Genomic DNA, 21,665 nt, shown 5'->3' with positions numbered 1-21,665 from the left:
TGTTGGAAAAATAAAATATGGAACTAAAATTATTCATGGAAAGTATAATGAAGATCTGATAAAAAATTCAGATGTTGTTTTAGTTACTGGTTCAACGATCTCTAATGGAACATTTGAAAATATTTGGGAGTTGGCTAAAAAATACAAAAAAAGAATTATCTTTTATGGAACAACAATTGCTGGAATATCTAAAATATTGGGAATTGAGAGATTCTGTGTTCTTGGGAGATAGCTATGCTTAACATTAAGTCTAAACTACTAAACATAAAATCTTATATTAAGGATACGTAGGAGTGTGTATATTATAAACAATAGGAAAATTAATTAGAGACGAAAATTGAGAAAAAGAATTTTGTATCCAACAAAAACAATTCTAACATTTTGCTATTTTACCAGATAGAATCTTTATTTTTTATGTTGGGGATATTTTTATTTTTTCTATTTTTCTAACAAACAAAATATATCCAATAATATACATATTTTATTGTAAATGATACGATAAGAATTAAGTATGGGAATTTTCTTAAATTAAATATAGGGAGATTCACTATGAAAACATCAGACATGGTTTAGTTTTCACCTCAAATCGCTTTACGTTATAGTAATGGTGATTACTCAGTATATAAATCTATATTCAGAAAAATCACTTATCTTTTTTGAAGTTAAATTTAAAAAATATTCTACAATAGATCCCTGGTTTTTTCCAATTTATTCATCCCTATAAAAAACCTCCTCTTCCTTCTTTTATAAACTATATGTAATTTCCACCTTTATATTCACTATTTTAGTGATTAGTTAAAAATACAAATCATGTTCTCTATATATAAACAGTTAATGTAATCGAACATACTTAAGAGAGATACATATATATTTAACTGAGAAGAAAATAATATAATAAGGTTGATTATTATGGAATTAGATACTTTTACTATAGTTTATATTGCGGTAGTCTTTACACTTATGCTATTTACAACTGTATTTGGAATTTGGTTCTGGAAGTATAAGAAAAAGTTGCTACAATCATAATGTTTTGTAGATGGAGTTATAATGCATCACCAAATATTAATGTAGTGTATGCTAAATATACAATGTCCAATAGCTAGCACTAATCCTAAACCATTTATAGGATTTTCCTTCGGAGAAAGCAACTTTAACAACAATAGCAACTAATAAGGTCAATCCCGCTCCAAGAAACAATTTATATAAATCAAAAATTGTGTCATATAGTATTTTCCTTTTCTCAAACTCCTTTTCTTTATTACTCATATAGACTCCTCAAAGTTAAAGTAAAACCAATAAACCAAACAATAATAAGAAAGAGTATATAAGTGTAAATAGAGTTTTTGTAATTGCATCTAACTTTTTGGCTATAGGGCTATTTTCCATTAATAACACCGTTGGGGTTTTATTTTTCTATTTTTCTAAGGGGATATATAAACTCCTATAACCTCTTGTGGTGGTGGCCTATAATCTCTGGACTGCATTATGGTAGCTAATCCTCCAACTGTGGCTATATTTTTTTGTATTTTTGTGTCATTTTATTTTTGTTATTTAAAGTTCTCCCTCGCTAAAAATCCTTATTTTTTAATTTAGAGGTTTTTAATCGGATATTTTTAGATTTTAAGGAATTTTATCCAATTTCGGAGGGTCTTTTATTTTAAAAGATTTTAATATTTGGTTTTACTAAATTATCGAGATTTTTAGTAGATTTTGGTAGTTTATTTTTATTTTCAATTTTCTCCGATAATTAGGTTAATATTAAAAATTTAAAAGATTTTAAAGGCATTAAACAAAAATAGAAAAGTATATATAGATGTTGGGAGGTATATAAATAACAACAGTAATTGACCCTTCGAAATATATCCTCCAGTATAGAAACATAATAAAGTGTTTATATCAAAAAATATCTCCAAATTGTGTCCTCTTAAAATCAGACCTCAAAGAGGATGGAAACTATGACACTAAAAGCATACCCACACCCACACCCGCCCATCCTTAAAATCAGACCTCAAAGAGGATGGAAACTGAAATGGTTGGTTTCGAAAATGTTTACTATACTTAAAATCAGACCTCAAAGAGGATGGAAACGTATGACTCGCATCCATATTTTTAATTTTTAAACCTTCTTCTTAAAATCAGACCCCAAAGGAGATAATTTTAAAGGTAATCTCTTTTTTCACGATTAAAGTTAGAGATACGCATAGAGATACTATTCGTTCTATATTTACAATACTGCCGTCGCAGAAACACTTTAATACTGAATATTTAAATTCTCTAATAGATGAGATTGAACAATATGGATATAAAGTTGATGAGTTAATTAGTAAAGTCATAGAAAAATTCCTTAATTCTCAAAAAATGATTGAATATAAAAATGTTATTGAAAAAGCAGATGATGACACTATTAAATCTTATAAGGAGAAAGTAGATAGTGATTTAATAGATGAAAAGGCAGAAGAAGATTCAACTTTGACAAAAGATGAAAATGAACGGCTTTGGCGTGATAAATGGAAGTGGCATACATACGGACCTGATGGATTTGATTGCTTATAATTCCAAATATTCATAATCTCTGCATTGTTGTGATAAACCGTGATAGAGGTTAGTATATTTATTGATATAGAATTTAGTAATTTAAATTATTTAATCGATAAAGTTTATATACTATAAATTGTATTATTAAAATAATAATCAGACCTCAAAGAGGATGGAAATTTATTTAAGTCGTGTCTGGATATTCAGACAATTTTCTCTTTTCTTAAAATCAGACCCCGAAGGGGATGGAAATCCGTTATTGCATTTCCATGTACAGTAGTTTGATAAATCTTGTGTATAAAATCAGACCCCTAAGGGGATGGCGACCATGGTCTCTCAGGCACCCTCTTCATTTTTTTCACCTATATAAAATCAGACCCCAAAGGGGATGATTTTGAGGTAATCTCTTTTTTCTCAATAAAGTTATCTTTTAATCCAAATCTCTAACTTCGGTTAAAAATTTTTGGACACCAAGTAATTAGTAGCAAATTTATAGAACTTGAAAGATAATTAATTTAAGATTATTCATTAGGTGATTAGATGTCAAAAATTATAGAAGTTATTTATGAAGATGGAGTTTTAAAACCATTGAAGCCATTGAATATAAAAGACAAAAAGAGATTAAAAATTAAAATTGTTAATGATGATGTAGAAGAGTTTTTAAAATCTCTAATAATAAAAAAGTGTAAAAATATCGATTATAAAAAATTAAAAGAGGCATACTATGAATCTCTCTAATATTTTTATTGATTCTTCAGTCATGGTTGGTTTATTCGTTGGAGATGTAAAAGCTCATAAGTTATTATCTAAATTGATAAATGAAGATTATATCCTATGCATAAATCCAATAGTCTTTTCTGAAACTATGTTTAAGGTTACTTTTCATATTGCATTAGAAGATGGTATTAAAGGAGTTTATGACTTAAAAAAGAATTTAAACAAATATTCTTGGGTATATGATGAAGTTAAAGAAAATATTGATAAAATGATTAATAGAGGCTATTTAAAAATATTAGATACTAATTGGGATGTTTTAAAATTATCATCAGAAATCGGGAGAAAATATAATCTATTAACAAATGATGCCATTATTGTAGCCACTTGCAAATATTATGATATCGATAAGTTAGCCACTTTCGACTCTGATTTTGATAAAGTTGATTTTATCAAAATAATTAAAGAATGAATGTTATATCTATTTTATCTAAATTTTATTTTACTCCTTTAAATTATTAAAAAGAGTTTGTTTTTATTTTTTATAGTCCTATGGCAATTAAACTTTCATTATAAACTATCTTATAAAACTTGGAAGAAGCGAGATATTTATGGGGTCTAACACAGTACAAAATATAACAGTTGGTTAAAAATATCTAAATATGGTGCTGCACATGAAAACATGGGACTGGTTCCTCACCAACAATAACTATCAAAAACCCAAAATAAAACAAAAAGGAACATGGGACAAAGGTATCGACTATGAAATAACCTACAAAACATTTCAAAACGACTTAAAAAAACTAAAAAATAAAAAAATCCTATACAAAAAAGACCTAAAAAAATACGCATACCTCATCGTATTCCTAACACAACTAAGAAACGGCTGCAGAATATGGGAGGCTATAGTTAGTATAATTAATTTCTGCCTCAACCACAACACCATAGATTGGGCTAATCCAACAGTATTAATAAGAACACAAAAAAGAAGTGATGGAACTACAAGAGAAATCATCCTTCCAAAATGTATAAAAAAAGAAGACATTGAAAAAGTTAGGCCTATATTCTTAGATATTGTTAAAGAATTTGAAAATGCAAAAACCATCGAAGAAAAACAAAAAATTAGAGAAAAAATCGTAAAAAGATTAAACGCATGGCTATACAAAAACTACAACAAACTCAACTCCCACTCATTACGTTATGCATACATAACCTATTTGAGTAAAAAAGGCATTCCAGCCCAAATCCTCGCAAAAATTACAAAACACAAAAACATAAACTACATCGAACACTACACCCAATCCAAACTAGCCAAAGAAATCCTAAAAAATATTGGGGATGTAGATGATTGAAATCAAATTCTCTAAAATCCCTCGATGGGATGAGATTAATAAAATTATCGAGCAATCGAAACACGCCATTGTCTTATTAAAATTCTCTAAAAGCGTTTATGAACATCCTAAAATGCAGTATAAACTCGAAGTTTTGAAACAAGAACCTAATATATTTATTGAAGTCGAAAATTCAAAAAGAGGGAGAAAAAAGAAAATTGATAATTTCACTAAACAAAAAATCTTAGAATTGTTGAAAGAAGGTTATTCTCTTAGAGAAGTTGGACGAGAATTAGGTATCTCAAAATCTAGTGTTTGGAATTATGCTAAAGATTATATTACTGAGATAAAAAAAGAGAAATTAAAAGAACTTATCTGGGAGTTAAAAGAAACGGCAGTAGAAGAAAGTTGGTATGACTACACAGTCCAAGCTCTATTTTTAGAACTTGAAGCATATATTAATAACAATGACTTAGAAAAATCAAAAGAGATTTTACAAAAAATTATAGAATATAGACACGAGGCAATTGAATGATCTGTGAAAATTAATTATCAAAAAATAAAAAATATTAAATCTACTTCTCCAACAAATTACCAATTCTATCTAATTTCTCTGAAATTTCAATTAATATCTTTTATGCTCTTCTAATTCAGCAAATATTAATTTAATATATTCAACTCTCTCATCCAACTTTTTATTTAACTCTAATACTGTGATATCCTAAAAATATTCACACTGTTGTGTTTTTGAAATTATTTTGCTATAATAGTTATTATAATTGATATTTTCAAAATACACATCATAAGGAAGTTTTGAAATTATGATTTCTTTAATTATGTAATTATTGTAGTAAATAATAAAAGAAATAAATAATTATTTAATTATGTTATTACAATCATAATACAACAATGCAATATAAAACCATTAGTGATTCAAATTCAATACTAGTAATAATAAAAAAATACTACCTTAACTCCCATAACTCTATAATATCCATTACAAGGGTGGAATAATGAAATTCTACAACAGAGAAATGGAAATAAACTACCTAAAAACCTATTGTCAGTTGGAGCCTAACTCTATACTATTCGTTTATGGTCCTAAGTCATCAGGTAAAACAACTGTAATGCTAAGGGTTATCGAAGAATTATCTAAAAGAGATGATATTATTTTCTTTTATTACGATTTAAGAAGATATGCAACGCCAACAAAAGAGGAGTTTTTAGAAATATTTTTCAAAAAAGGGGAGAAAAAATACCTATTAAATACTTTGGAAATTGATTTAAAAATATTCAAATTTGGAATAGAAGAAAATTATGATTTTAACAATATAAAGTTAAACGATGTATTTGATAAAATTTATGAAAGCATTAAAGCGGTTATTAGAGATGGGAAAAAGCCAGTTTTAATTATAGATGAATTACAAAAATTAAAAAATATCTACTTCAATGGAGGAAAATCATTATTAAATGAATTATTCAACCTCTTCGTCCATTTAACAAAAGTTAGACACTTATGTAATGTTATTTGTCTAACTTCTGATACCTTATTCATCCAGGAGATTTATAAGAATTCCACATTAGAAAAAGCTGCCGAATATTATCTAATTGATTGGTTAAGTAAAGAAGATGTTGAAAGTATATTAAAAGATGAAGGATTTACTGAGAAAGAAATAAAATACGCAGCTAAATTTATTTCCCTACCTTACGAAATTTCTCAACTAGTGAATAATAAAAAAGTGGGCATATCTGTAGAAGAAAGTATAAAACGATGGATTAACATTGAGAAAGATAAAATAAGATATACAATAAGAGAAAATTTAGATAAAAAAGAGGAAATTCTAAAAATTCTATCAAAGTTCAAGGATAATATTAAAATAAAAAATGATGATATTGAAGATGAGTTATTTGGAACATTGAAAATATTAATTGAGAATGAAATCTTATTCTATGATGTTATTAATGGAATAATCAAACCATCATCATTAACCAAATGGTTTGCCATCAACAATCTATTAAAAATGTAAATCAATAGCAATCCACACTATTTTTTCTCCAATAAATTTGCAGCAGAAATTTCATTTTTACATAATTAATCAATAAATTAGTATATAATAATATATATTTAAGAACAACATTCCAATAGTTGCTGCAATTTTTGAAGCTTAGTGTAAGGTTATTATTTGTTCTGGTTATCCACTACTTTTAGAACAATTTAAACAATTGTAGCGGATAATCAGAACGCCATTAATCTATGCTAAAGTAGCTGCATTACTGTAAAATTTATCTATAATTTGAGGGTGGTGCATAATTCAAAGATTTAGATTTATGCTCTAACGTCTATAATCCGTTAGCTTTAAGTTTCTACTGTCATAAGCAGAATCAGCACTCCCATCTAATTTTCAAAATACATCTCATAAAGAGTTTTTAAATTATGTAATTCATTATTTCTTTAATTCTGCAATTATTGTAGTAAATAATAAAAGAAATAAATAATTATTTAATTATGTTGTTATAGAATAATATAATGCAATAATGCAATAAGTTAAATCCCATGAAAACATACGGTTGAACAGATATTAATAGTTTTAGAATATTAAAGAATATGTGAAGGTTTCTTCGGAGATTTAACTAATAGATTCGGTGATAAATTAAATACTTCCTCAATTTCAACATTTATTACTTGAATAGAACCCGGATAAGTATCTATTCCATTATTATACTACTTAGCTATTCCTTTTAAATTAATCAACTATCTTAGACCCACTCCATTAATCCACAACCTTTATATATGTGAAATAAAATATTAAAAAATACACCCTTTTTTATTATATCTATTAATATATATAATTTAATAAATATAACATTTAACTATTATAGTTCTCAATCTCCTCACTCATCGAAATCACCAATTGGAGGGAGAATATTATCATATAAGCAGATTCCTGCACTTCTTACATTATTCTTTTTGTCTAAAATACAATATACTTCCCCATTATGCATTCCAACAGATTGTAGATACTTTAACTTTTTTAAATTTGTAGAACTAATATTATTAATTTTGAGTATAATATTTTCTAAATAAAGAGGAGTTCTTGTAACTATTCCATAAATATAATTTTTGAACATAATTCTACCTCGTGCAATTTTATAATGCCATTTACCTTTTTTACTTAAAAGGAATAATGTATTTTTATCTATTACAACATTTAATACATCCTCTTTAAATCCATCACTATGATATATTTTCTCCCATACAATTTTTGGAGGTTCTTTGTGGATAATGTTCAATTTAGCATCAGCAATCGTTACCAATGGTTTTTCAGTTTTATACGAAACTATTAAAGTAACATTTGATGAATACTCCTTGAAACTATTTGGAACTAATGCTGTTGAGTAAATTTTTAATGGGGTTAATAATGGCAATAGGGCTGAAACAATCCCTGCAATTTTAATGTTATCTTCCATTTTTCTTAACATTTCTAATAACTCCTTATCTTGAATTAAGTGATAATCATAAACTATAGCATTCATTAAACCTTCTATTGAATGGAATAAATTAATTTCATAAGCCCAACAAGGTTTCATTTCCCCATGCTCTCTACAGAAGTCAAATTTTGTGTGTGCAAAACCACACTTTGGACAGTAATATGCATTATAAACTTTACGACATCCACAGAAGTAGGCAATGAATGGAGGAATATTTTCAGTAATTGGTGCTGTAATATTATCCAAATTTATTGTCCCATTAACTTCCATTTTAACCACCTCACGATTTTTTTGATTGATTCATTACTTTTATTCTTTTTAACAGAGGAATCTTTCATATCTCTTTTTTTAATCTCTTCTAAGAGTTCTTCTTTGGTAATTTTCGCAAGTTTGGGAGAGGAGAGAGAGGTGGCTAATTCATAAGCTTGTTTTACCCTATAAAATCTCAGCCAAAGAGATTCATTCTCATTATTGATGATTTCTTGAATGTCCTTTTTTATGTTGGGGTAATATTTACTTCCAATGTATTTGTATTCAACCTTATTTGGGACTTCTTTTGATGAGAGTTCAAGAAGCAGTTTTATAAATGCAGTTTTTAATTCTGGAGAGCCAATTTTTATAGTGTATGCTCTTTTATTAGCCCACGACGGTGCAAAGGGAATGTCTTTTGCAAAGTAGCCAGCATAAATACTTCTCCCGGGGTCGAACCACTTATAAGAGATGAGATTAGGAATGTAAATCCATCTCCCATCATCATAGATTGTTACTTTTTTCCCTGTTTTTTCAATTTTTCTTTTAATTTCAAGATATACAGTATTAAAAAATTCTTTAAGGTCTTCCATTTCTTCAGTTATGAGTGTCAAACTTTCTATATCTTTTGCAGGCTTATCTCTATAATAGAATCTTACATCAATCCTATTACTGTATAATTTTTCTAACATATCCATAAAGTTTTGAGATTGGGGAAGAGGTGTTATGTTATTTTTTTCCATTTTTTCACCCATTTTAAATAAAAGCGTTTAGAGGGTGAGTACTCTGAGATTTCTTTTTTTAGTTCTAAATTTTGATGTTCTTGGGAGTGTGAGTTTGATTGAAATACTTAGAGATAGGAAAGGAAATAATGTGGGGAGAAATATTTTATTGTTACCAACAATGTTCAAAATGAGAGTTAGAACTAACTTAAGTGCGGTTTGTGTAATATATTCGTATGCCATATCAGCATATAATAATTTGATATAAACTGGGAAGATATTTACAATAAATTACTACAAAAAAAAGTAGGAAATAATATTGTGGAGAACTTGCCAAAAAATGTGGCTACAATAAAAAATAGATTGATGAGTTTTTGTGAAGAATATGGTATAGAATATAAAAAAGATATTTTAATTAATCCAATTCCTAAAGCAAATATTTATGAGAAATTATTCTTATATGATGACTTTGACCAAATAATAAATGATAAAATATCCTTTGCTAAAAACTTCTTACCATACATCACAGTTCTAAAGAACTTAGTAAATGGAGAGTTGAAGGAGTTAAGAGAGATAGAAATCATTAAAAAGCTAAAAAATGGTAGGGAGGATGAAAGTTAAATATGTAAAAGATGTCGTATGGACGCCAGAATATTTATCAATTACATTAGTAGGAGAAAATGAAGAGGAAAAAACCATTATAGGTAACTGTTTCCTCCCATATCATCCTTATGAGTTTAAAAATGCAGAATTACATTACTTTGAGAATGGGGGGCTAATAATAAATGTAAAAAAAATAGCAAAACCAAACAAATGGGATGCTAAAGGGATTATAGAAGCAATAAATAAAACTGAAACATACTTTGAATATAGGAGAGATAGATACAATGTGATTAATGAAGATTATTGGACACAAAATGGTAAAAAAATCTTTGAGAAAATATTTGATGATGATTATACTAATCCTCCATTTATTCCTGTGCCTATAACAAGAGGGATTAGAATCTTTACAAAACCACATCCCGAAGATGAAAATAAAACGATATTGAGGATAGCACTCTATTTCTTAGAAGAAGTTAGAGTTGATAAATGGGAATTAATAATATAAAAAAGGGTGATAGGATGAGAGATGAAGGAAAAATTGTAACCTTATACGGAACAGTAAAATTTGAGACTTTATCTCATGTTACCAACGATAAAAATACACTACTTACAACAGTAGAAGGAGTTCCTATAATTCCATTCTTTATTGTAGAAAGACAGTTGGTTGAGGAGTATATAAAATGGGGCTTACCGCTACCTACAAGGTTGAATAAAGTGGGTAATTTAATAATTAAGAGAGTTATAGGCTCTCAAATTCCAATAAGTAGTTTGTATCCAAAACTCAAATCTCCTACTTATGGAGAAGTTACAACAGGTTCAGTTCTCGATAAAAAGGGAGTTGCAGGATTTTTTGACTTCAAACTACCCATAAACTTAGATGCACCAATTGAAGAGTTTGATTTGCTCTTTGGATGCTTAAAAAGTTTAGGAGATGTGGGAATAGGTGCGGATAGAACATTTGGATTTGGAGAGTGTAATTTAACCCTAAACGCTGTAAATAGAAAACCAATTAAGAAAGTTGGAGTATTTAAAGAATTGTGGGATAATAAATTATTCAAGCCAAGTCCCGTTCCAAAAAGATTGAGATTGAAAGAATTGGTTATTTATTCAATAAATCTAATGAAATGGATTGTGCCAAAAGGTAATAAATGGTATAGTGCTGATGTAAAATTCTTACTATATAGAAAAAAATTACAACTCCCAGAAGTAGAATGTAGGAAATTTATTATAATGTTGAAGGTATAGAGAATATAGACATGCACTTTATATATGACCTTAGAAAGTATTGTAGAAGTGTATGGAGGAGATTTGGTAAAAATCCGACAAAATACTTTGGTGGAAGGTTATACCACAATCTTTATGAATACACACCATACGAGGCTATGGCTAAATTCAAACCTTTTAAAATATTTGTAGAAGGTAAGGAAGAAGAGGTAAATGAATTAACTGACTTTATATGCTCAACTATAGACGGTAAAACAATAACTCCAGAAAAATACGATAAAGAAGTGAAGATAGAAGTTGTAGATGTTAAAACTAAGAAGAGGGAGGATTACTTTAAACTAAACCATTGGGAAAATTAAAACTAAAATATTTAAATACTTTTAAAGATTATACTCTTTTTAGTGTAGAAATAAGCATTTTCTAACTCTATTTTAGTTTTTTAAATGGAAAAAGTGAGGTTTTAAACAATAACTTAAACATATATATACTCTTAAAACATTAAAAAGTGAATGTTTATCAGATAGGGAGTTTGGGGGTGATAATTTGCTAAAAAGAGGACTACTCCTCTTCTCTATAATATTAATAACTGTGGGAGTTGGACTATGTGGTTGTATGAGTTCCAATGGAAGTGGGAGTAGTAAGACAATTGGAGGGCTTGAGAAGGTTGAAGTAGCAAATACTCAGAAAGTGGAAACAACTCCTCTTTCTAATACTGTTAAAATTAAAACTATAAGAGGGGATGTAATTGAAATTCCAAAAGATGACTATGAAGCTTTAAAAAATGATAGAGTTCCTGAATGGTATATTAAGAAGGTTGAGAGTAATTTAAATCCACCAAAAGAAGTTATTGAAAAATTAAAAAATGAGAAGTTAAGCGATTCAGGTATAGCATATATAATACCTTACTCATTGGGGGAGTGTTGTGAATGTATTGGTTACCTATATGACAGTAGAAGGGGCGAATGGAGATGGGATAATGGTATGATGGGAGACTTAGGGATATATATAGTATCTAATAAAACTTTTGATGAGTTTTTGTTAGTTAATGGGATAAACCCTTACTCATTGGATAAAAGTAAATATAATAACTATTGAAAGAATATGTTAAAGTTAGAAAAGACTTGGATGATTGGTTTAATAACAATATAAGGGGTCATCCAATTTGTATAGGAGTTTATGGGAGATATTCTAAAAATTTTGATGAAGCAATAGATGTATATATTCTAAAACAAGGATGGGGATATTTACCTAAGAGTATTGTAAAATATAATGGCACTACTCCAATTAATCCTTATGAAAAATGGAAAGATAAAAACCCAATAGGTTATAAAATTTGGCAATTGGTTATTGATGCACAAAAATATGCACAAGAGCATAAATTAGGTATTTGGGCTATAGACTTCAATGAAAATTAAAGATATTGGAGTATTTTCTCTTTTTCTTTTCAATGTTTATATACTATCTCACACTCTCCATTTTCTCCCCAGAATGTTATTAAGTTTTTATATATTACATTATTCTGTATAAGAAAATAACCATTAGAAGTTAGGAGCCAATTAACATAATCTGGAAGATTATTTGGGATTTTTCCAATCTGCACAACTCCTATTCTCTGCATTTTTGCTATCCCACATTTATTTTTTATTGGACAATAATTCTATATAATTAAATATATTAATATATATTTTAGCCAAGATGGTTTTTTATCTATCATATATTTAAATTTACAAATATAACTTCCTAAAATAGAAAAACGACTTTCACTGTTATTAGGGGAGAAATTAATAAATAGGAAAGAAGGCACGCCGATGACCCCTGCTCCACCCGATACACCCGATTTATTATATTAAATTACAAGATAAGGATTAAATGGATATGTGCAAATAAGGAAAGATATGAAACTTACGATAGAAATATTAAAGGAAAGGATTAATAAGGTAGTTAAAAGGAATAAGAAGTCGATAGAGATTAAAATCTTAGCAGGAATTTTGTATTATTTGAGATTATTGTTAAGAAAGGTAAGTTTATTTCTTTCTCAATTTGAAGGTATAAGTCATGAATCGGTTAGAACATATTATCACAAGATTAAGGAGATTTTAAACGAGCCTTAAAGAAAGACAAGAAACCTAATTGCAATCGATGAGGCCAAACTAAAGTTTGGAAATAAAACTATTTATGTATGGTCTGCTATCGATGTTGAATCTAAAGAATGTTTAGGTATCTATGGCCCTAAAACAAGAAACTTCCTCGATACTATATTATTCGTAAAAAATATATTAAAATTTTTGCTCGAATAAACCAAAGATTTTAGTCGATGGTGGTAGATAGTATCCACGAGCATTACAGAAATTAGGCTTAGAATTCGAAAGAGTTCGATTTGGATTAAGAAATTGTGTTGAAAGTTTCTTCTCCCTACTTAAACGAAGAACTAACTCTTTCTATAACCGATTCCCTAATAATTGTAAATTCGTTACCGTTATCAGCTGGTTTAAATCCTTCGTCTCCTTCTATAACTGGCTCCTATCCTTATCTTGACAACCACTATTGTTGTGAAGAAGTAATAAAAAATAAAATATATGAAACCTTATAACAGTCTATGAATATGAGAAGATTTCATAAAACATAATAAAAGTTCAAATAATACTCTAAAGAGCTCTTATTTTTATAGCATTCAACATCACTTCAAAGCATTAGAATGTGATTTAAAATAATAATTACTTATGAAATTGTAGTTATAGAGATTTACTAAAGAGTTTTCTGGAGAATAATCTATTTTTTCTACAATTTGTTTTATCTTTTGTATGGTTTTTTTATTATACATCTCCAGAGTGTGAATATACGAAGTTGGCTTGATATGTTTTGAACACTCTAATTCATACATTTTCATCTCCTCTTCACTTAATTCTTCAAATCTGGGTAATTGTACTATTTTAACTTTAAATTTTCTTTTTTTTCTTTTTATTTTCATTTCTATCACCCTTTATTTTTTATTAATATTTAACTAACCCACATATTTCAATTAACATCACTCTTTTCAAGAGGTTCTGATGTATTATACTCCATTTTATATAAATACTTAGGATTATCAAGGATACCATTTTTTAAGTCATTATTATCAATTTTTGTATAATAGTAGTTACCTATAACTAATTGCTTGCTAGTTCTAACAATAATACTTTTTGCATACTCTTCTTTACATAATATATTTATACCCACCATTTACCTTATCCATAACTTTTATTACAATCTGGAAATGCATTTGAAAGTGAATAGAATATATAGATAATTTTCTCTTTTATATGTTCATTTAATATTTTTTCAGCTACTGAACGATGTGAAACGTCATTTCTAATATCTTTTTGTTCTTCCAATACCTCCAATAAAGTCTTAAAATCTGTTTGGAGATTTTTAATATAAGGTGAATTTTTTTTTCATTAAAATTCTTAATGAATTAATTAAATCTTGCAAACTCATTTTTGAAATATTGCCATTTTTATATTTCGAGGATTTTAAGTTATTTTTCCAATTATTTCCCCACAATACCTTTGCATTGAATTCTACAACTATTTTTAAGTATTCTTCTAATATAGTGTAATATTCTTTTATTATTAAACTAACAAGATTTGACATATTTTTGTGTTTTTTTAGCTCTTTTATTTCAGCTTCATATTTCTTTAACTTTCCTATAAACATAGGTGGCAAATTATTCAGATAGTCATAATACTCACAACTTTCACCTATATCATCATATACATCCACATCATCCCTTGAATATATTAAATCAGGAGAGGATAATGAAGTGCTGCTAACTTCATCTTTAATTATTCGAGATATAATTACATACATTTGTTGTTTCTCAATTATTGAGTCTTTAATACCATCTAAACGCAGTATAATGTTTGAGCTAATTGTATTTAATATTCTATATAAATTGTACAAATTATTTTCTTTTGCCTCTTTTTTTAATTCATCAATTTTGGATATTGTCTCATAACTATAATTATCCTCCATAAGTAATTTTATTCCTTTATATAAAATATTAAAGAATTTGTATTTTTTAGATTCTTTTCCTTTCTCAGTGAAAGTATTTAAATATTCTTGCAATTTATTAACAGAATTGTAAATATCTCCATTTTTTACCATTACATAAAATTCATAAAGAGGTTTATCGGACAATATTCTTTTAAGTAGTAATTGTTTTTTAATGGAGGATTCTTTATATAATTGTAGTGCTTTGTTTATTTCATTTAACGCTTCTTCATATTTTTGTTTTGTCCATTTTAATTTTGTTGCGTTTAAATAGTGATATTTTACTTTAACTACTGCAGAACTATAATCATCAGAAGATTTTTTATAATACTCATAGGCTTTCTTTAAATTATCAATAGATTCTTCTAATGAATCGCTGTGAATATTTGCTGCCAAAGTTTCATATTTAAATCCATATATATAATTAATTACATCACTATCCTTTGACATTTTAGCATATTCAATGGCTTTATCCACATATTCAATAAATTTATTTTTATCTCTAAAATGAGCTAAAGCTAAACATTTATATGCCTTTGTATATTCCTCATAAGCTTCTTTTGTATAACCCATCTCTTTTGCTATATCTCCTGCCTTGATATAACATTCATAAGCATTGACATATAATTTAAGAGATTCATTATATTTTGCTAAATTGTTCCAATACAATTTTGTGGTAGAAAGCATTGCCTGTTTAAAATAGTCTTTTTTAAATTTATTGTATGCTTCCTCTGCTAATTTTCTTTCTTCTTCTGAATATACACTAGCTAAATAAAATTCACGACTTTTTCTATATAGTTTCGATTTATACTTATAATACTCTATTCCAATACTATAATATGGTTCATACTTTTTAATGTTTTGAATACTATCGAGTTTATATTGTAATCTTATTTTTTCTATATAATCAGGGATTTTACTCTCATCTAAATATCGCATTACGATAATTTGACTCTTTATGGATATAAGCATACAGTCAATTAGGTTTAATTCCGAAAAATTTTTAGTAGCCGTTTCAATGTTGCGTAAAGCGTCGATATATTGTTTATTTATTAAGTTCCGAATTCCTACAAAATAATTATATTTTGCTTTGTATAGTTTGTACATCTCATCATTGTTTGGCACTAACTTAATAATACTTTCATATGTATTAATTATAGAGTTAATGTCTCCTTTGTCATAGTATTCCTTTATTTTTTTCTCTAAATCTATAATTTCAGTATAATGTTTATCAGCCAATCCAATTTTAGATAAATACATTTTTATAGTATTTATTATTGAATTTCCTAATTTTTTATTTATTATAAACTCATAATCTTCATTTTTGTGTAGTTTTATAAAATGAGCATTTTTTACACTTTTTTCTACATTTTGTCCATGTTTGTTAGAATACCCACTTAATGGTGTTTTCTTAAATGGCATAGTATTAGATATATTATTATTTTTTACACTTTTTACGATAGTTTTAGAAGTTTTAGAGCAAGGTTTATAATTATATTTATTGTTGTTTGATTTATTGTAAGTATTCTCTGTTTTTGAATAATTTATTTTGTAGAGCTCATTATTTATTTTATTAATGTAGTTAATTGCACCAACATTATTTCTATCTTTTTCTAAAACTATATTAAAGCACCTTTTAGCGTCAGTGTATTTTCCCAATGCGTAATAAACTTCACCTTTCAAATACCAAAAACCAATAGCCTTAGGATTTAATTCAGTGCTTTTATTTAAATACTTCAATGCTTTATCATATTTTTTTAAAGTATAGTATCTCTTTCCAATATCGTAGCAATAATTTCCAATAATACCCCTTAAATTTGGAGGAATTATAGAAATCAAACTATTAAAGAATGATTCAGCTTTTTCTTCATTACCTAAATTTAAATAGCTAAGTCCTAAGTAATATCTAGACTCAACATCAAGATTATTTATAGAACTCAAATATTGTATTGCATTTTTAAAATCATTTAATTTAAAATAACATACTCCTATTTTTTTCAAAATATTGTTATGATATGTGTTAGGACATAAATTAATACACCTTTTGTAATTTAGTATAGCATCAGAATATTTTTTTAATTCAAAATAGCATTCTCCAAGGTAATAATAGCATCTACCACTCTCTGGCATAATTGACAAATATTCTTTAAATTTAGATATAGCATCATCATATTTTTTATTTTTAAAATATTCCAATCCTTTTTCAAGACATGAATTATTCAATACATATATAATTTTATCTTTCATTGTTTTAGCTTCTTTATAATTTGGATTAATTTTTAAAGCTTTGTTTATTATTTCTAATGCCTTTTTATAGTCTCCTAATTTACCATAACTATTCCACAAATAACTATAAGCGTCCATTTGATTAGGATTTAATTTTATTGCTTTTTCTAAATAACATACAGCAGATTTATAATCTCCAAGTTTATAATATATTACCCCAGCACGATACACTGCAAATTTATGATTCGGATTCATCTTTAACGCAGATAAATAACACTTTAATGCACTTTTTAATTCTCCTCTTTTTTCATACACAAGGCCTCCTTTTGTAACATAATCCCCCACAGTCATTTTATGTTTTGAACTTTGACTATTCATAAGATCACCACATAGCCATAATCATGACATAAAATTTCAAAAAATCATAAAAAAATATTAAATTCTAAAATTATTTTGTTGTTTTTAGTTCATAATATATTTAAATAATATATAATTTCTAAAATGGATAGTATAAAGGATTTATAATTTATAAAACTGTTTAGTTTAATTTTATTATATTAATCCACGACATCTTTTATTTTATTTAATTTAATATCTTTTTATTCTTTTCTTTAATTTTTAACAATGGGATATATACTTCTTTGGGTAATAAAATAATTCTTTAATACAATAATTAAAGAACTAAATAAACAATGGAATACATAATTATGTAACTATTACATTAAATAATAAAAGAAATAGATAATTATTTAATTATGTTATCACATAATAACATAATACAATAACACTATACAAAACATTTGTGGTGGGATATTATGGCTGTAATTTCAATTGCCAATCAAAAAGGTGGCGTGGGAAAAACCACAATAGCATTAAACCTATCATATACTCTTGCAGAAAATGGATATGATACTTTAGTAATAGATTTAGACCCACAATTTAACTTATCCTTTGGAATTTTAGGAATGAAATTATTAGATTACACTGATAAAAATATTGGAACACTGTTATCAAAAAACTCTGTCAAGAAAAAAGAGATAGAAGAATCTATTGTAAAAATTAACGATAGATTGGATTTAATTCCCTCTCACTTACAACTCTCTGCTGTAGAAAAAATGTTAGTTAATGCCTATGCTACTGTTGAAAAAGCAGAGCGTGAAGGAATGCCAGTATTTAAATTTGAGTCTAACAATCCTGCTAGTATTGAATTCTTAAAACTTGCTAAATGGTGATAGAAAATGTCAAATGATGATTTAAATGCATTAAAAAAATTAAAAAAAATTAGTGCTGGAACTGTAAAACAAATAACTTCACTACCAAAAAAAGAACCACAAGAGGAAAAAATGTCAAAAACTTTGAGAATAAAAAACTCTACCCATGAAAAAATTATTGAAATGTATGGAAAGAAGATTGGCAGCCAAGGAGAAATCGTAGATATGGGAATTGCAGTCCTATACGCACTATGGAAAATCCTCCCAGAAGATAGATTCTTTAGAATAATAAAATTAGCAGAAGAAAAAAGATTTGAAGAAATTGCTAAAAGATTTGAAATTAAATAATCATGAAAAACTTGATTGCGTTACCTGTGTTACTCGAGTTCCTTGAGTTACCTAAGTTACAAACATTTATAAATTGAATACACTATTAAGAGAATAGATGTTGAGAGTGAGCATAAATACAAACAATAAATATAATCCTACTATTCTATAACTATTTTTTATATGATTAAATAAAAAGGTGATTTTTTATGAAATTTTTTAACCGAGAAAAAGAAATAAATAAAATTTTAGCAATTTTAGAAAATAAAACCTTTTTAATTAACTTTGTATATGGTCCCATAAACAGTGGTAAGACTGCACTAATTAATGAAATAATCACCAACAAGTTAGATAAGAAAAAGTATATTCCATTCTATTTTAATTTTAGATGCATATACTTAAGAAATTGTAATGACATTCTAATTTCTCTATTTGAAGAGTATAATAAAAATACAACACCGTTAGAAGTTATAAAACAAACACTCGAAGAATCTCCAATAATTAATAGAATACCAATACACGAGAATACTTTTAATGAGATTTTAAGGAGCAATACCTCTCTCTCAAAATATATTATAAACCTCTTATCAGAATTAAAAAATCAAGAACTACAGCCAATATTAATTTTTGATGAACTACAAAAAATTAGCCATTTGAAATATCCTAAACCGCTCATTTCCTCATTCTTCAAATTCTTAACCTATATAACCGAATTTCAATTAACACATGTTTTTTGTATGACTTCAGATGTTTTATTCATGGAAGACGTTGCATTCCATATACTATCCAATGAAGTTAATTATATATTAGTTGATGACTTTGATAAAGAAACTACTCTAAAATTTATGGACTTTTTCTCGAAAGAAAAGTTGAATAGAACTCTTACTAATGAAGAGAAGGAATTAATTTACTCCTATGTTGGTGGTAATCCAATGGATATTATTTGGGTCATTGATAACATGAGAATTCATGATTTAAAAGAAAGTTTAGATAAATTTTTAAAATTGAAAGTTCTAAATTAAGGTTCTTTTTAGAGAAACTTAAATGGACTAATGAAAAAGAATATAATGAAGTTGTTAATGTATTGCCATTATTTAAAGAAGAGTTTGAGATTGATAGTGATAATATTCCCCATGATATTAGAGAATTGTTAGTTAAAAAATTTATTTTATAATCCTATTAAAGGAAAAATAAGGCCTAAAAATTATATAACTTGGAACGCTATAAAGAGAGTTTTATGAGTCTATGTTAATTTTTCAAGATAAATAATTTAGTTAGTTAAACTTATTTTTTTGACATTTCATTTAAAATTTCATTTATTAGTTCTTCTAATACTAAAACTTTATTTTTTGCGACATCCCAAACAATATCTATATTTACCCCAAAATAAAAATGTATAAGTTTATCTCTCATCCCTGCAATGTTTTTCCAAGGAATGTTTTTATATTTTTCTTTAATTTGTGGGGATAATAATTTTACAGCCTCTCCGATTATTTCAATATTCCTTATAACTGCATCCTGTGTTTTTGTATCTAATAAAAATGTTTCATAGTCCATTCCCTCAGTATAATTTTTTATTCTCTGTATAGCCTCTAAAATGTCCATTAAAATTTCTTTATCTCCTCTTTTAGACATATATTACCCCTTTTTCAATCTCTTCTTTAACTTCTTTTACTCTTATAGTTTTCAAACCTTCTACAGTGAGCAAATCTACCTTTTTGTTAAATAAATTTTCAAGGTATGTTATCAACCCAATGTAATTATCATACGTTGCTTTTCCTTTTTCAAATTCAACAATAAAATCAATATCTGAACTTTCCTTTTGTTCATTTCTTGCATAACTTCCAAATAATCCTATCCTTTTAACTCCAAAATTTTTTAATTCATTTTTATGCTTTCTGAGTGTAGTTAAAATAACTTCTTTATTAAGTTCCATATCTTTCACCATTTATGATGCTAATGAAGCTCCACTCTTTTAGGACGAAGCTCACACAACATAGTAATTTATAGGACAATTATGGACATTTAGGAAATTTCAATTAGATATTTTATTTTATATTACTTTAATACCATAAAAATATTTTAAATTTTAATTTTAAATCTTTAAGTATTTAATATAATAGAGTAGGTCAGGTAAACTCGTCATTAAGTATGTGATTATTAATTAGTAATAATCATTGCATTGAATAATTAAATAATTATTTTATTATGTTATAACATAATGCAATAATACAATCAAAGATTTTAAAGGAATATAATATAACCATGGTGATAAGTATGAAAATCCATATCACTATATTTCGATTGTATTCTTCTGAAAAATGTAATATTATTTACTATTTTCTACTAATACTACTATTTTTAGCTGATAATATTTTATAAATGTTTCGATTATTGTGATTATTGAACTCATTTGTATACTAATTAGGATGAATATTTAAAATTCAACAAATACAGCGATAAAAAGCAATAAGATTATTAGCATAAAAAATACTAAAACATTCACAACAATTACTGAATCTACTCCTAAATAACCTAAAATATATTCAGTAAAATATATCCACAATACAATAAAACCAAATAATACCAAAAATAAGAAGTTATGTTTATCAAATGGTAATTTTTTATAAATAAATAACCTCAATGAGAGCTCTAATAACTAAAAATAGAGACTGTCAAGATAAAAAAGATTAAAAAATATGGAAGTAAATGGAGGGATATAAAGCTTACGATAGAAGTATTAAAGGAACGAATGGGAGAACTTTTTAAGAGAGATAGGAAATCGGTAGAGATTAAAATTTTATCTGGGATTTTGTATTATTTAGGGTTATCGTTAAGGAAAGTTAGTTTATTTTTTCCCAATTCGAGAGCGTAAGCCTTGGGTATTTATGTCTTCAAAACTCGAAGTTGCCTCGATACTATATTATTCGTTAGAAGTATATTAAAATTTTGTTCGAATAAACCAAAGATTTTAGTCGATAGTGGTAGATAGTATCCACGAGCAT

At 26.8% G+C, this 21,665-nt stretch carries 26 protein-coding genes and 3 pseudogenes; 19 read left to right on the top strand and 10 right to left on the bottom strand.

Annotated elements, in window-relative coordinates; translation table 11 throughout:
* The coding region (locus HZY31_RS06375) for a Rossmann-like domain-containing protein (RefSeq protein ID WP_297318589.1) at positions 1 to 232 on the top strand (232 nt) is incomplete at its 5' end.
* An 845-nt stretch (positions 233 to 1,077) separates the two neighbouring features.
* On the opposite strand, the gene HZY31_RS06370 is transcribed toward HZY31_RS06375, so the two are convergent.
* The gene (locus tag HZY31_RS06370; RefSeq protein WP_297318588.1) at positions 1,078 to 1,266 is read right to left on the bottom strand and encodes a hypothetical protein; all 189 of its coding nucleotides are present in this window, start codon (positions 1,264 to 1,266) and stop codon (positions 1,078 to 1,080) included.
* Between the two features lie 1,092 nt (positions 1,267 to 2,358).
* Between HZY31_RS06370 and HZY31_RS06365 the strand changes: the two genes are divergently transcribed.
* The 6 genes from HZY31_RS06365 (at position 2,359) to HZY31_RS06340 (ending at position 6,607) form a co-directional block, all read left to right on the top strand.
* Positions 2,359 to 2,553 (top strand): hypothetical protein, encoded by a 195-nt coding sequence (locus HZY31_RS06365; protein WP_297318587.1) that lies wholly within the window; start codon positions 2,359 to 2,361, stop codon positions 2,551 to 2,553.
* Positions 2,554 to 3,075: 522 nt separating this feature from the next.
* Positions 3,076 to 3,273 (top strand): antitoxin family protein, encoded by a 198-nt coding sequence (locus tag HZY31_RS06360; protein ID WP_297318586.1) that lies wholly within the window; start codon positions 3,076 to 3,078, stop codon positions 3,271 to 3,273.
* Positions 3,260 to 3,721: a type II toxin-antitoxin system VapC family toxin gene (locus HZY31_RS06355; protein ID WP_297318585.1), complete on the top strand. Its 462-nt coding sequence runs from the start codon at positions 3,260 to 3,262 to the stop codon at positions 3,719 to 3,721. The genes HZY31_RS06360 and HZY31_RS06355 overlap by 14 nt, the downstream gene beginning before the upstream one ends.
* Before the next feature lie 190 nt (positions 3,722 to 3,911).
* Positions 3,912 to 4,601 carry a tyrosine-type recombinase/integrase gene (locus HZY31_RS06350; RefSeq protein WP_297318584.1) on the top strand — a complete coding sequence of 230 codons (690 nt, stop codon included), beginning with the start codon at positions 3,912 to 3,914 and terminating at the stop codon, positions 4,599 to 4,601.
* Positions 4,594 to 5,115: a helix-turn-helix domain-containing protein gene (locus HZY31_RS06345; RefSeq protein WP_297318583.1), complete on the top strand. Its 522-nt coding sequence runs from the start codon at positions 4,594 to 4,596 to the stop codon at positions 5,113 to 5,115. The genes HZY31_RS06350 and HZY31_RS06345 overlap by 8 nt, the downstream gene beginning before the upstream one ends.
* A gap of 478 nt (positions 5,116 to 5,593) precedes the next feature.
* Positions 5,594 to 6,607: an ATP-binding protein gene (locus HZY31_RS06340; protein WP_297318582.1), complete on the top strand. Its 1,014-nt coding sequence runs from the start codon at positions 5,594 to 5,596 to the stop codon at positions 6,605 to 6,607.
* Between the two features lie 865 nt (positions 6,608 to 7,472).
* On the opposite strand, the gene HZY31_RS06335 is transcribed toward HZY31_RS06340, so the two are convergent.
* A complete protein-coding gene (locus HZY31_RS06335; protein WP_297318581.1) occupies positions 7,473 to 8,339 on the bottom strand; it encodes a hypothetical protein in 867 nt (288 codons plus the stop codon).
* Entirely contained in the window at positions 8,318 to 9,061 is a 744-nt protein-coding gene (locus tag HZY31_RS06330) for a hypothetical protein (protein WP_297318580.1), read from the bottom strand. Before HZY31_RS06330 ends, HZY31_RS06335 begins: the two co-directional genes overlap by 22 nt.
* Positions 9,062 to 9,370: 309 nt before the next feature.
* On the opposite strand from HZY31_RS06330, the gene HZY31_RS06325 reads away from it, so the two are divergent.
* The 6 genes from HZY31_RS06325 to HZY31_RS06300 all read left to right on the top strand — a co-directional run bounded on the left by HZY31_RS06325 (position 9,371) and on the right by HZY31_RS06300 (position 12,282).
* Positions 9,371 to 9,661: a hypothetical protein gene (locus HZY31_RS06325; protein ID WP_297318579.1), complete on the top strand. Its 291-nt coding sequence runs from the start codon at positions 9,371 to 9,373 to the stop codon at positions 9,659 to 9,661.
* On the top strand, positions 9,651 to 10,148 hold the full coding sequence (locus HZY31_RS06320) for a hypothetical protein (protein WP_297318578.1): 498 nt from the start codon (positions 9,651 to 9,653) through the stop codon (positions 10,146 to 10,148). The genes HZY31_RS06325 and HZY31_RS06320 overlap by 11 nt, the downstream gene beginning before the upstream one ends.
* Before the next feature lie 14 nt (positions 10,149 to 10,162).
* Positions 10,163 to 10,888 carry a hypothetical protein gene (locus HZY31_RS06315; protein WP_297318577.1) on the top strand — a complete coding sequence of 242 codons (726 nt, stop codon included), beginning with the start codon at positions 10,163 to 10,165 and terminating at the stop codon, positions 10,886 to 10,888.
* Between the two features lie 11 nt (positions 10,889 to 10,899).
* On the top strand, positions 10,900 to 11,226 hold the full coding sequence (locus HZY31_RS06310) for a hypothetical protein (RefSeq protein ID WP_297318576.1): 327 nt from the start codon (positions 10,900 to 10,902) through the stop codon (positions 11,224 to 11,226).
* A 184-nt stretch (positions 11,227 to 11,410) separates the two neighbouring features.
* A complete protein-coding gene (locus HZY31_RS06305; protein ID WP_297318575.1) occupies positions 11,411 to 11,962 on the top strand; it encodes a hypothetical protein in 552 nt (183 codons plus the stop codon).
* The gene (locus HZY31_RS06300; protein WP_297318574.1) at positions 11,959 to 12,282 is read left to right on the top strand and encodes a hypothetical protein; all 324 of its coding nucleotides are present in this window, start codon (positions 11,959 to 11,961) and stop codon (positions 12,280 to 12,282) included. Before HZY31_RS06305 ends, HZY31_RS06300 begins: the two co-directional genes overlap by 4 nt.
* Positions 12,283 to 12,311: 29 nt before the next feature.
* Here HZY31_RS06300 and HZY31_RS06295 read toward each other — a convergent pair whose 3' ends face one another.
* Complete coding sequence (locus tag HZY31_RS06295) at positions 12,312 to 12,485, bottom strand: hypothetical protein (protein WP_297318573.1); 174 nt, start codon at positions 12,483 to 12,485, stop codon at positions 12,312 to 12,314.
* A gap of 277 nt (positions 12,486 to 12,762) precedes the next feature.
* Here HZY31_RS06295 and HZY31_RS06290 point away from each other — a divergent pair.
* Positions 12,763 to 13,402: pseudogene (locus HZY31_RS06290) on the top strand (DDE-type integrase/transposase/recombinase).
* A gap of 142 nt (positions 13,403 to 13,544) precedes the next feature.
* On the opposite strand, the gene HZY31_RS06285 reads toward HZY31_RS06290, so the two are convergent.
* Genes HZY31_RS06285 through HZY31_RS06270 form a run of 4 tightly spaced genes read right to left on the bottom strand, consistent with a single transcriptional unit; the run spans position 13,545 to position 17,500 of the window.
* Positions 13,545 to 13,835 carry a hypothetical protein gene (locus HZY31_RS06285; protein ID WP_297318572.1) on the bottom strand — a complete coding sequence of 97 codons (291 nt, stop codon included), beginning with the start codon at positions 13,833 to 13,835 and terminating at the stop codon, positions 13,545 to 13,547.
* 47 nt (positions 13,836 to 13,882) lie between these two features.
* Entirely contained in the window at positions 13,883 to 14,086 is a 204-nt protein-coding gene (locus HZY31_RS06280) for a hypothetical protein (RefSeq protein WP_297318571.1), read from the bottom strand.
* Positions 14,087 to 14,091: 5 nt separating this feature from the next.
* A complete protein-coding gene (locus tag HZY31_RS06275) occupies positions 14,092 to 14,247 on the bottom strand; it encodes a hypothetical protein (RefSeq protein ID WP_297318570.1) in 156 nt (51 codons plus the stop codon).
* 28 nt (positions 14,248 to 14,275) lie between these two features.
* A complete protein-coding gene (locus HZY31_RS06270) occupies positions 14,276 to 17,500 on the bottom strand; it encodes a tetratricopeptide repeat protein (RefSeq protein WP_297318569.1) in 3,225 nt (1,074 codons plus the stop codon).
* Between the two features lie 437 nt (positions 17,501 to 17,937).
* Between HZY31_RS06270 and HZY31_RS06265 the strand changes: the two genes are divergently transcribed.
* The 4 genes and pseudogenes from HZY31_RS06265 to HZY31_RS08130 all read left to right on the top strand — a co-directional run bounded on the left by HZY31_RS06265 (position 17,938) and on the right by HZY31_RS08130 (position 19,901).
* On the top strand, positions 17,938 to 18,354 hold the full coding sequence (locus HZY31_RS06265; protein WP_297318568.1) for a ParA family protein: 417 nt from the start codon (positions 17,938 to 17,940) through the stop codon (positions 18,352 to 18,354).
* A gap of 6 nt (positions 18,355 to 18,360) precedes the next feature.
* Positions 18,361 to 18,681, top strand: a complete 321-nt coding sequence (locus HZY31_RS06260) for a hypothetical protein (RefSeq protein ID WP_297318567.1) — start codon at positions 18,361 to 18,363, stop codon at positions 18,679 to 18,681.
* Between the two features lie 188 nt (positions 18,682 to 18,869).
* Positions 18,870 to 19,682, top strand: coding sequence for an ATP-binding protein (locus HZY31_RS06255; protein ID WP_366863793.1), 813 nt, complete (start codon positions 18,870 to 18,872; stop codon positions 19,680 to 19,682).
* Positions 19,655 to 19,901 (top strand): annotated as a pseudogene (locus HZY31_RS08130) (ATP-binding protein). Before HZY31_RS06255 ends, HZY31_RS08130 begins: the two are co-directional and overlap by 28 nt.
* 43 nt (positions 19,902 to 19,944) lie before the next feature.
* Here the strand turns inward: HZY31_RS08130 and HZY31_RS06250 are convergent.
* Both HZY31_RS06250 and HZY31_RS06245 read right to left on the bottom strand, forming a co-directional pair.
* Positions 19,945 to 20,295 carry a HepT-like ribonuclease domain-containing protein gene (locus tag HZY31_RS06250; protein WP_297318566.1) on the bottom strand — a complete coding sequence of 117 codons (351 nt, stop codon included), beginning with the start codon at positions 20,293 to 20,295 and terminating at the stop codon, positions 19,945 to 19,947.
* Entirely contained in the window at positions 20,288 to 20,596 is a 309-nt protein-coding gene (locus tag HZY31_RS06245) for a nucleotidyltransferase family protein (protein ID WP_214400394.1), read from the bottom strand. The genes HZY31_RS06250 and HZY31_RS06245 overlap by 8 nt, the downstream gene beginning before the upstream one ends.
* A 783-nt stretch (positions 20,597 to 21,379) precedes the next feature.
* On the opposite strand from HZY31_RS06245, the pseudogene HZY31_RS06240 reads away from it, so the two are divergent.
* Positions 21,380 to 21,649: pseudogene (locus tag HZY31_RS06240) on the top strand (IS6 family transposase); the annotation flags it as partial.
* Positions 21,650 to 21,665 lie beyond the last annotated feature (16 nt).

The organism is Methanocaldococcus sp. (genome assembly GCF_024490875.1).
Classification (GTDB): Archaea; AGJL01; Methanococci; order Methanococcales; family Methanocaldococcaceae; genus Methanocaldococcus.
The sequence above is the reverse complement of the archived record's forward strand: the minus strand, read 5'-3'. Positions and strand labels throughout refer to the sequence as shown.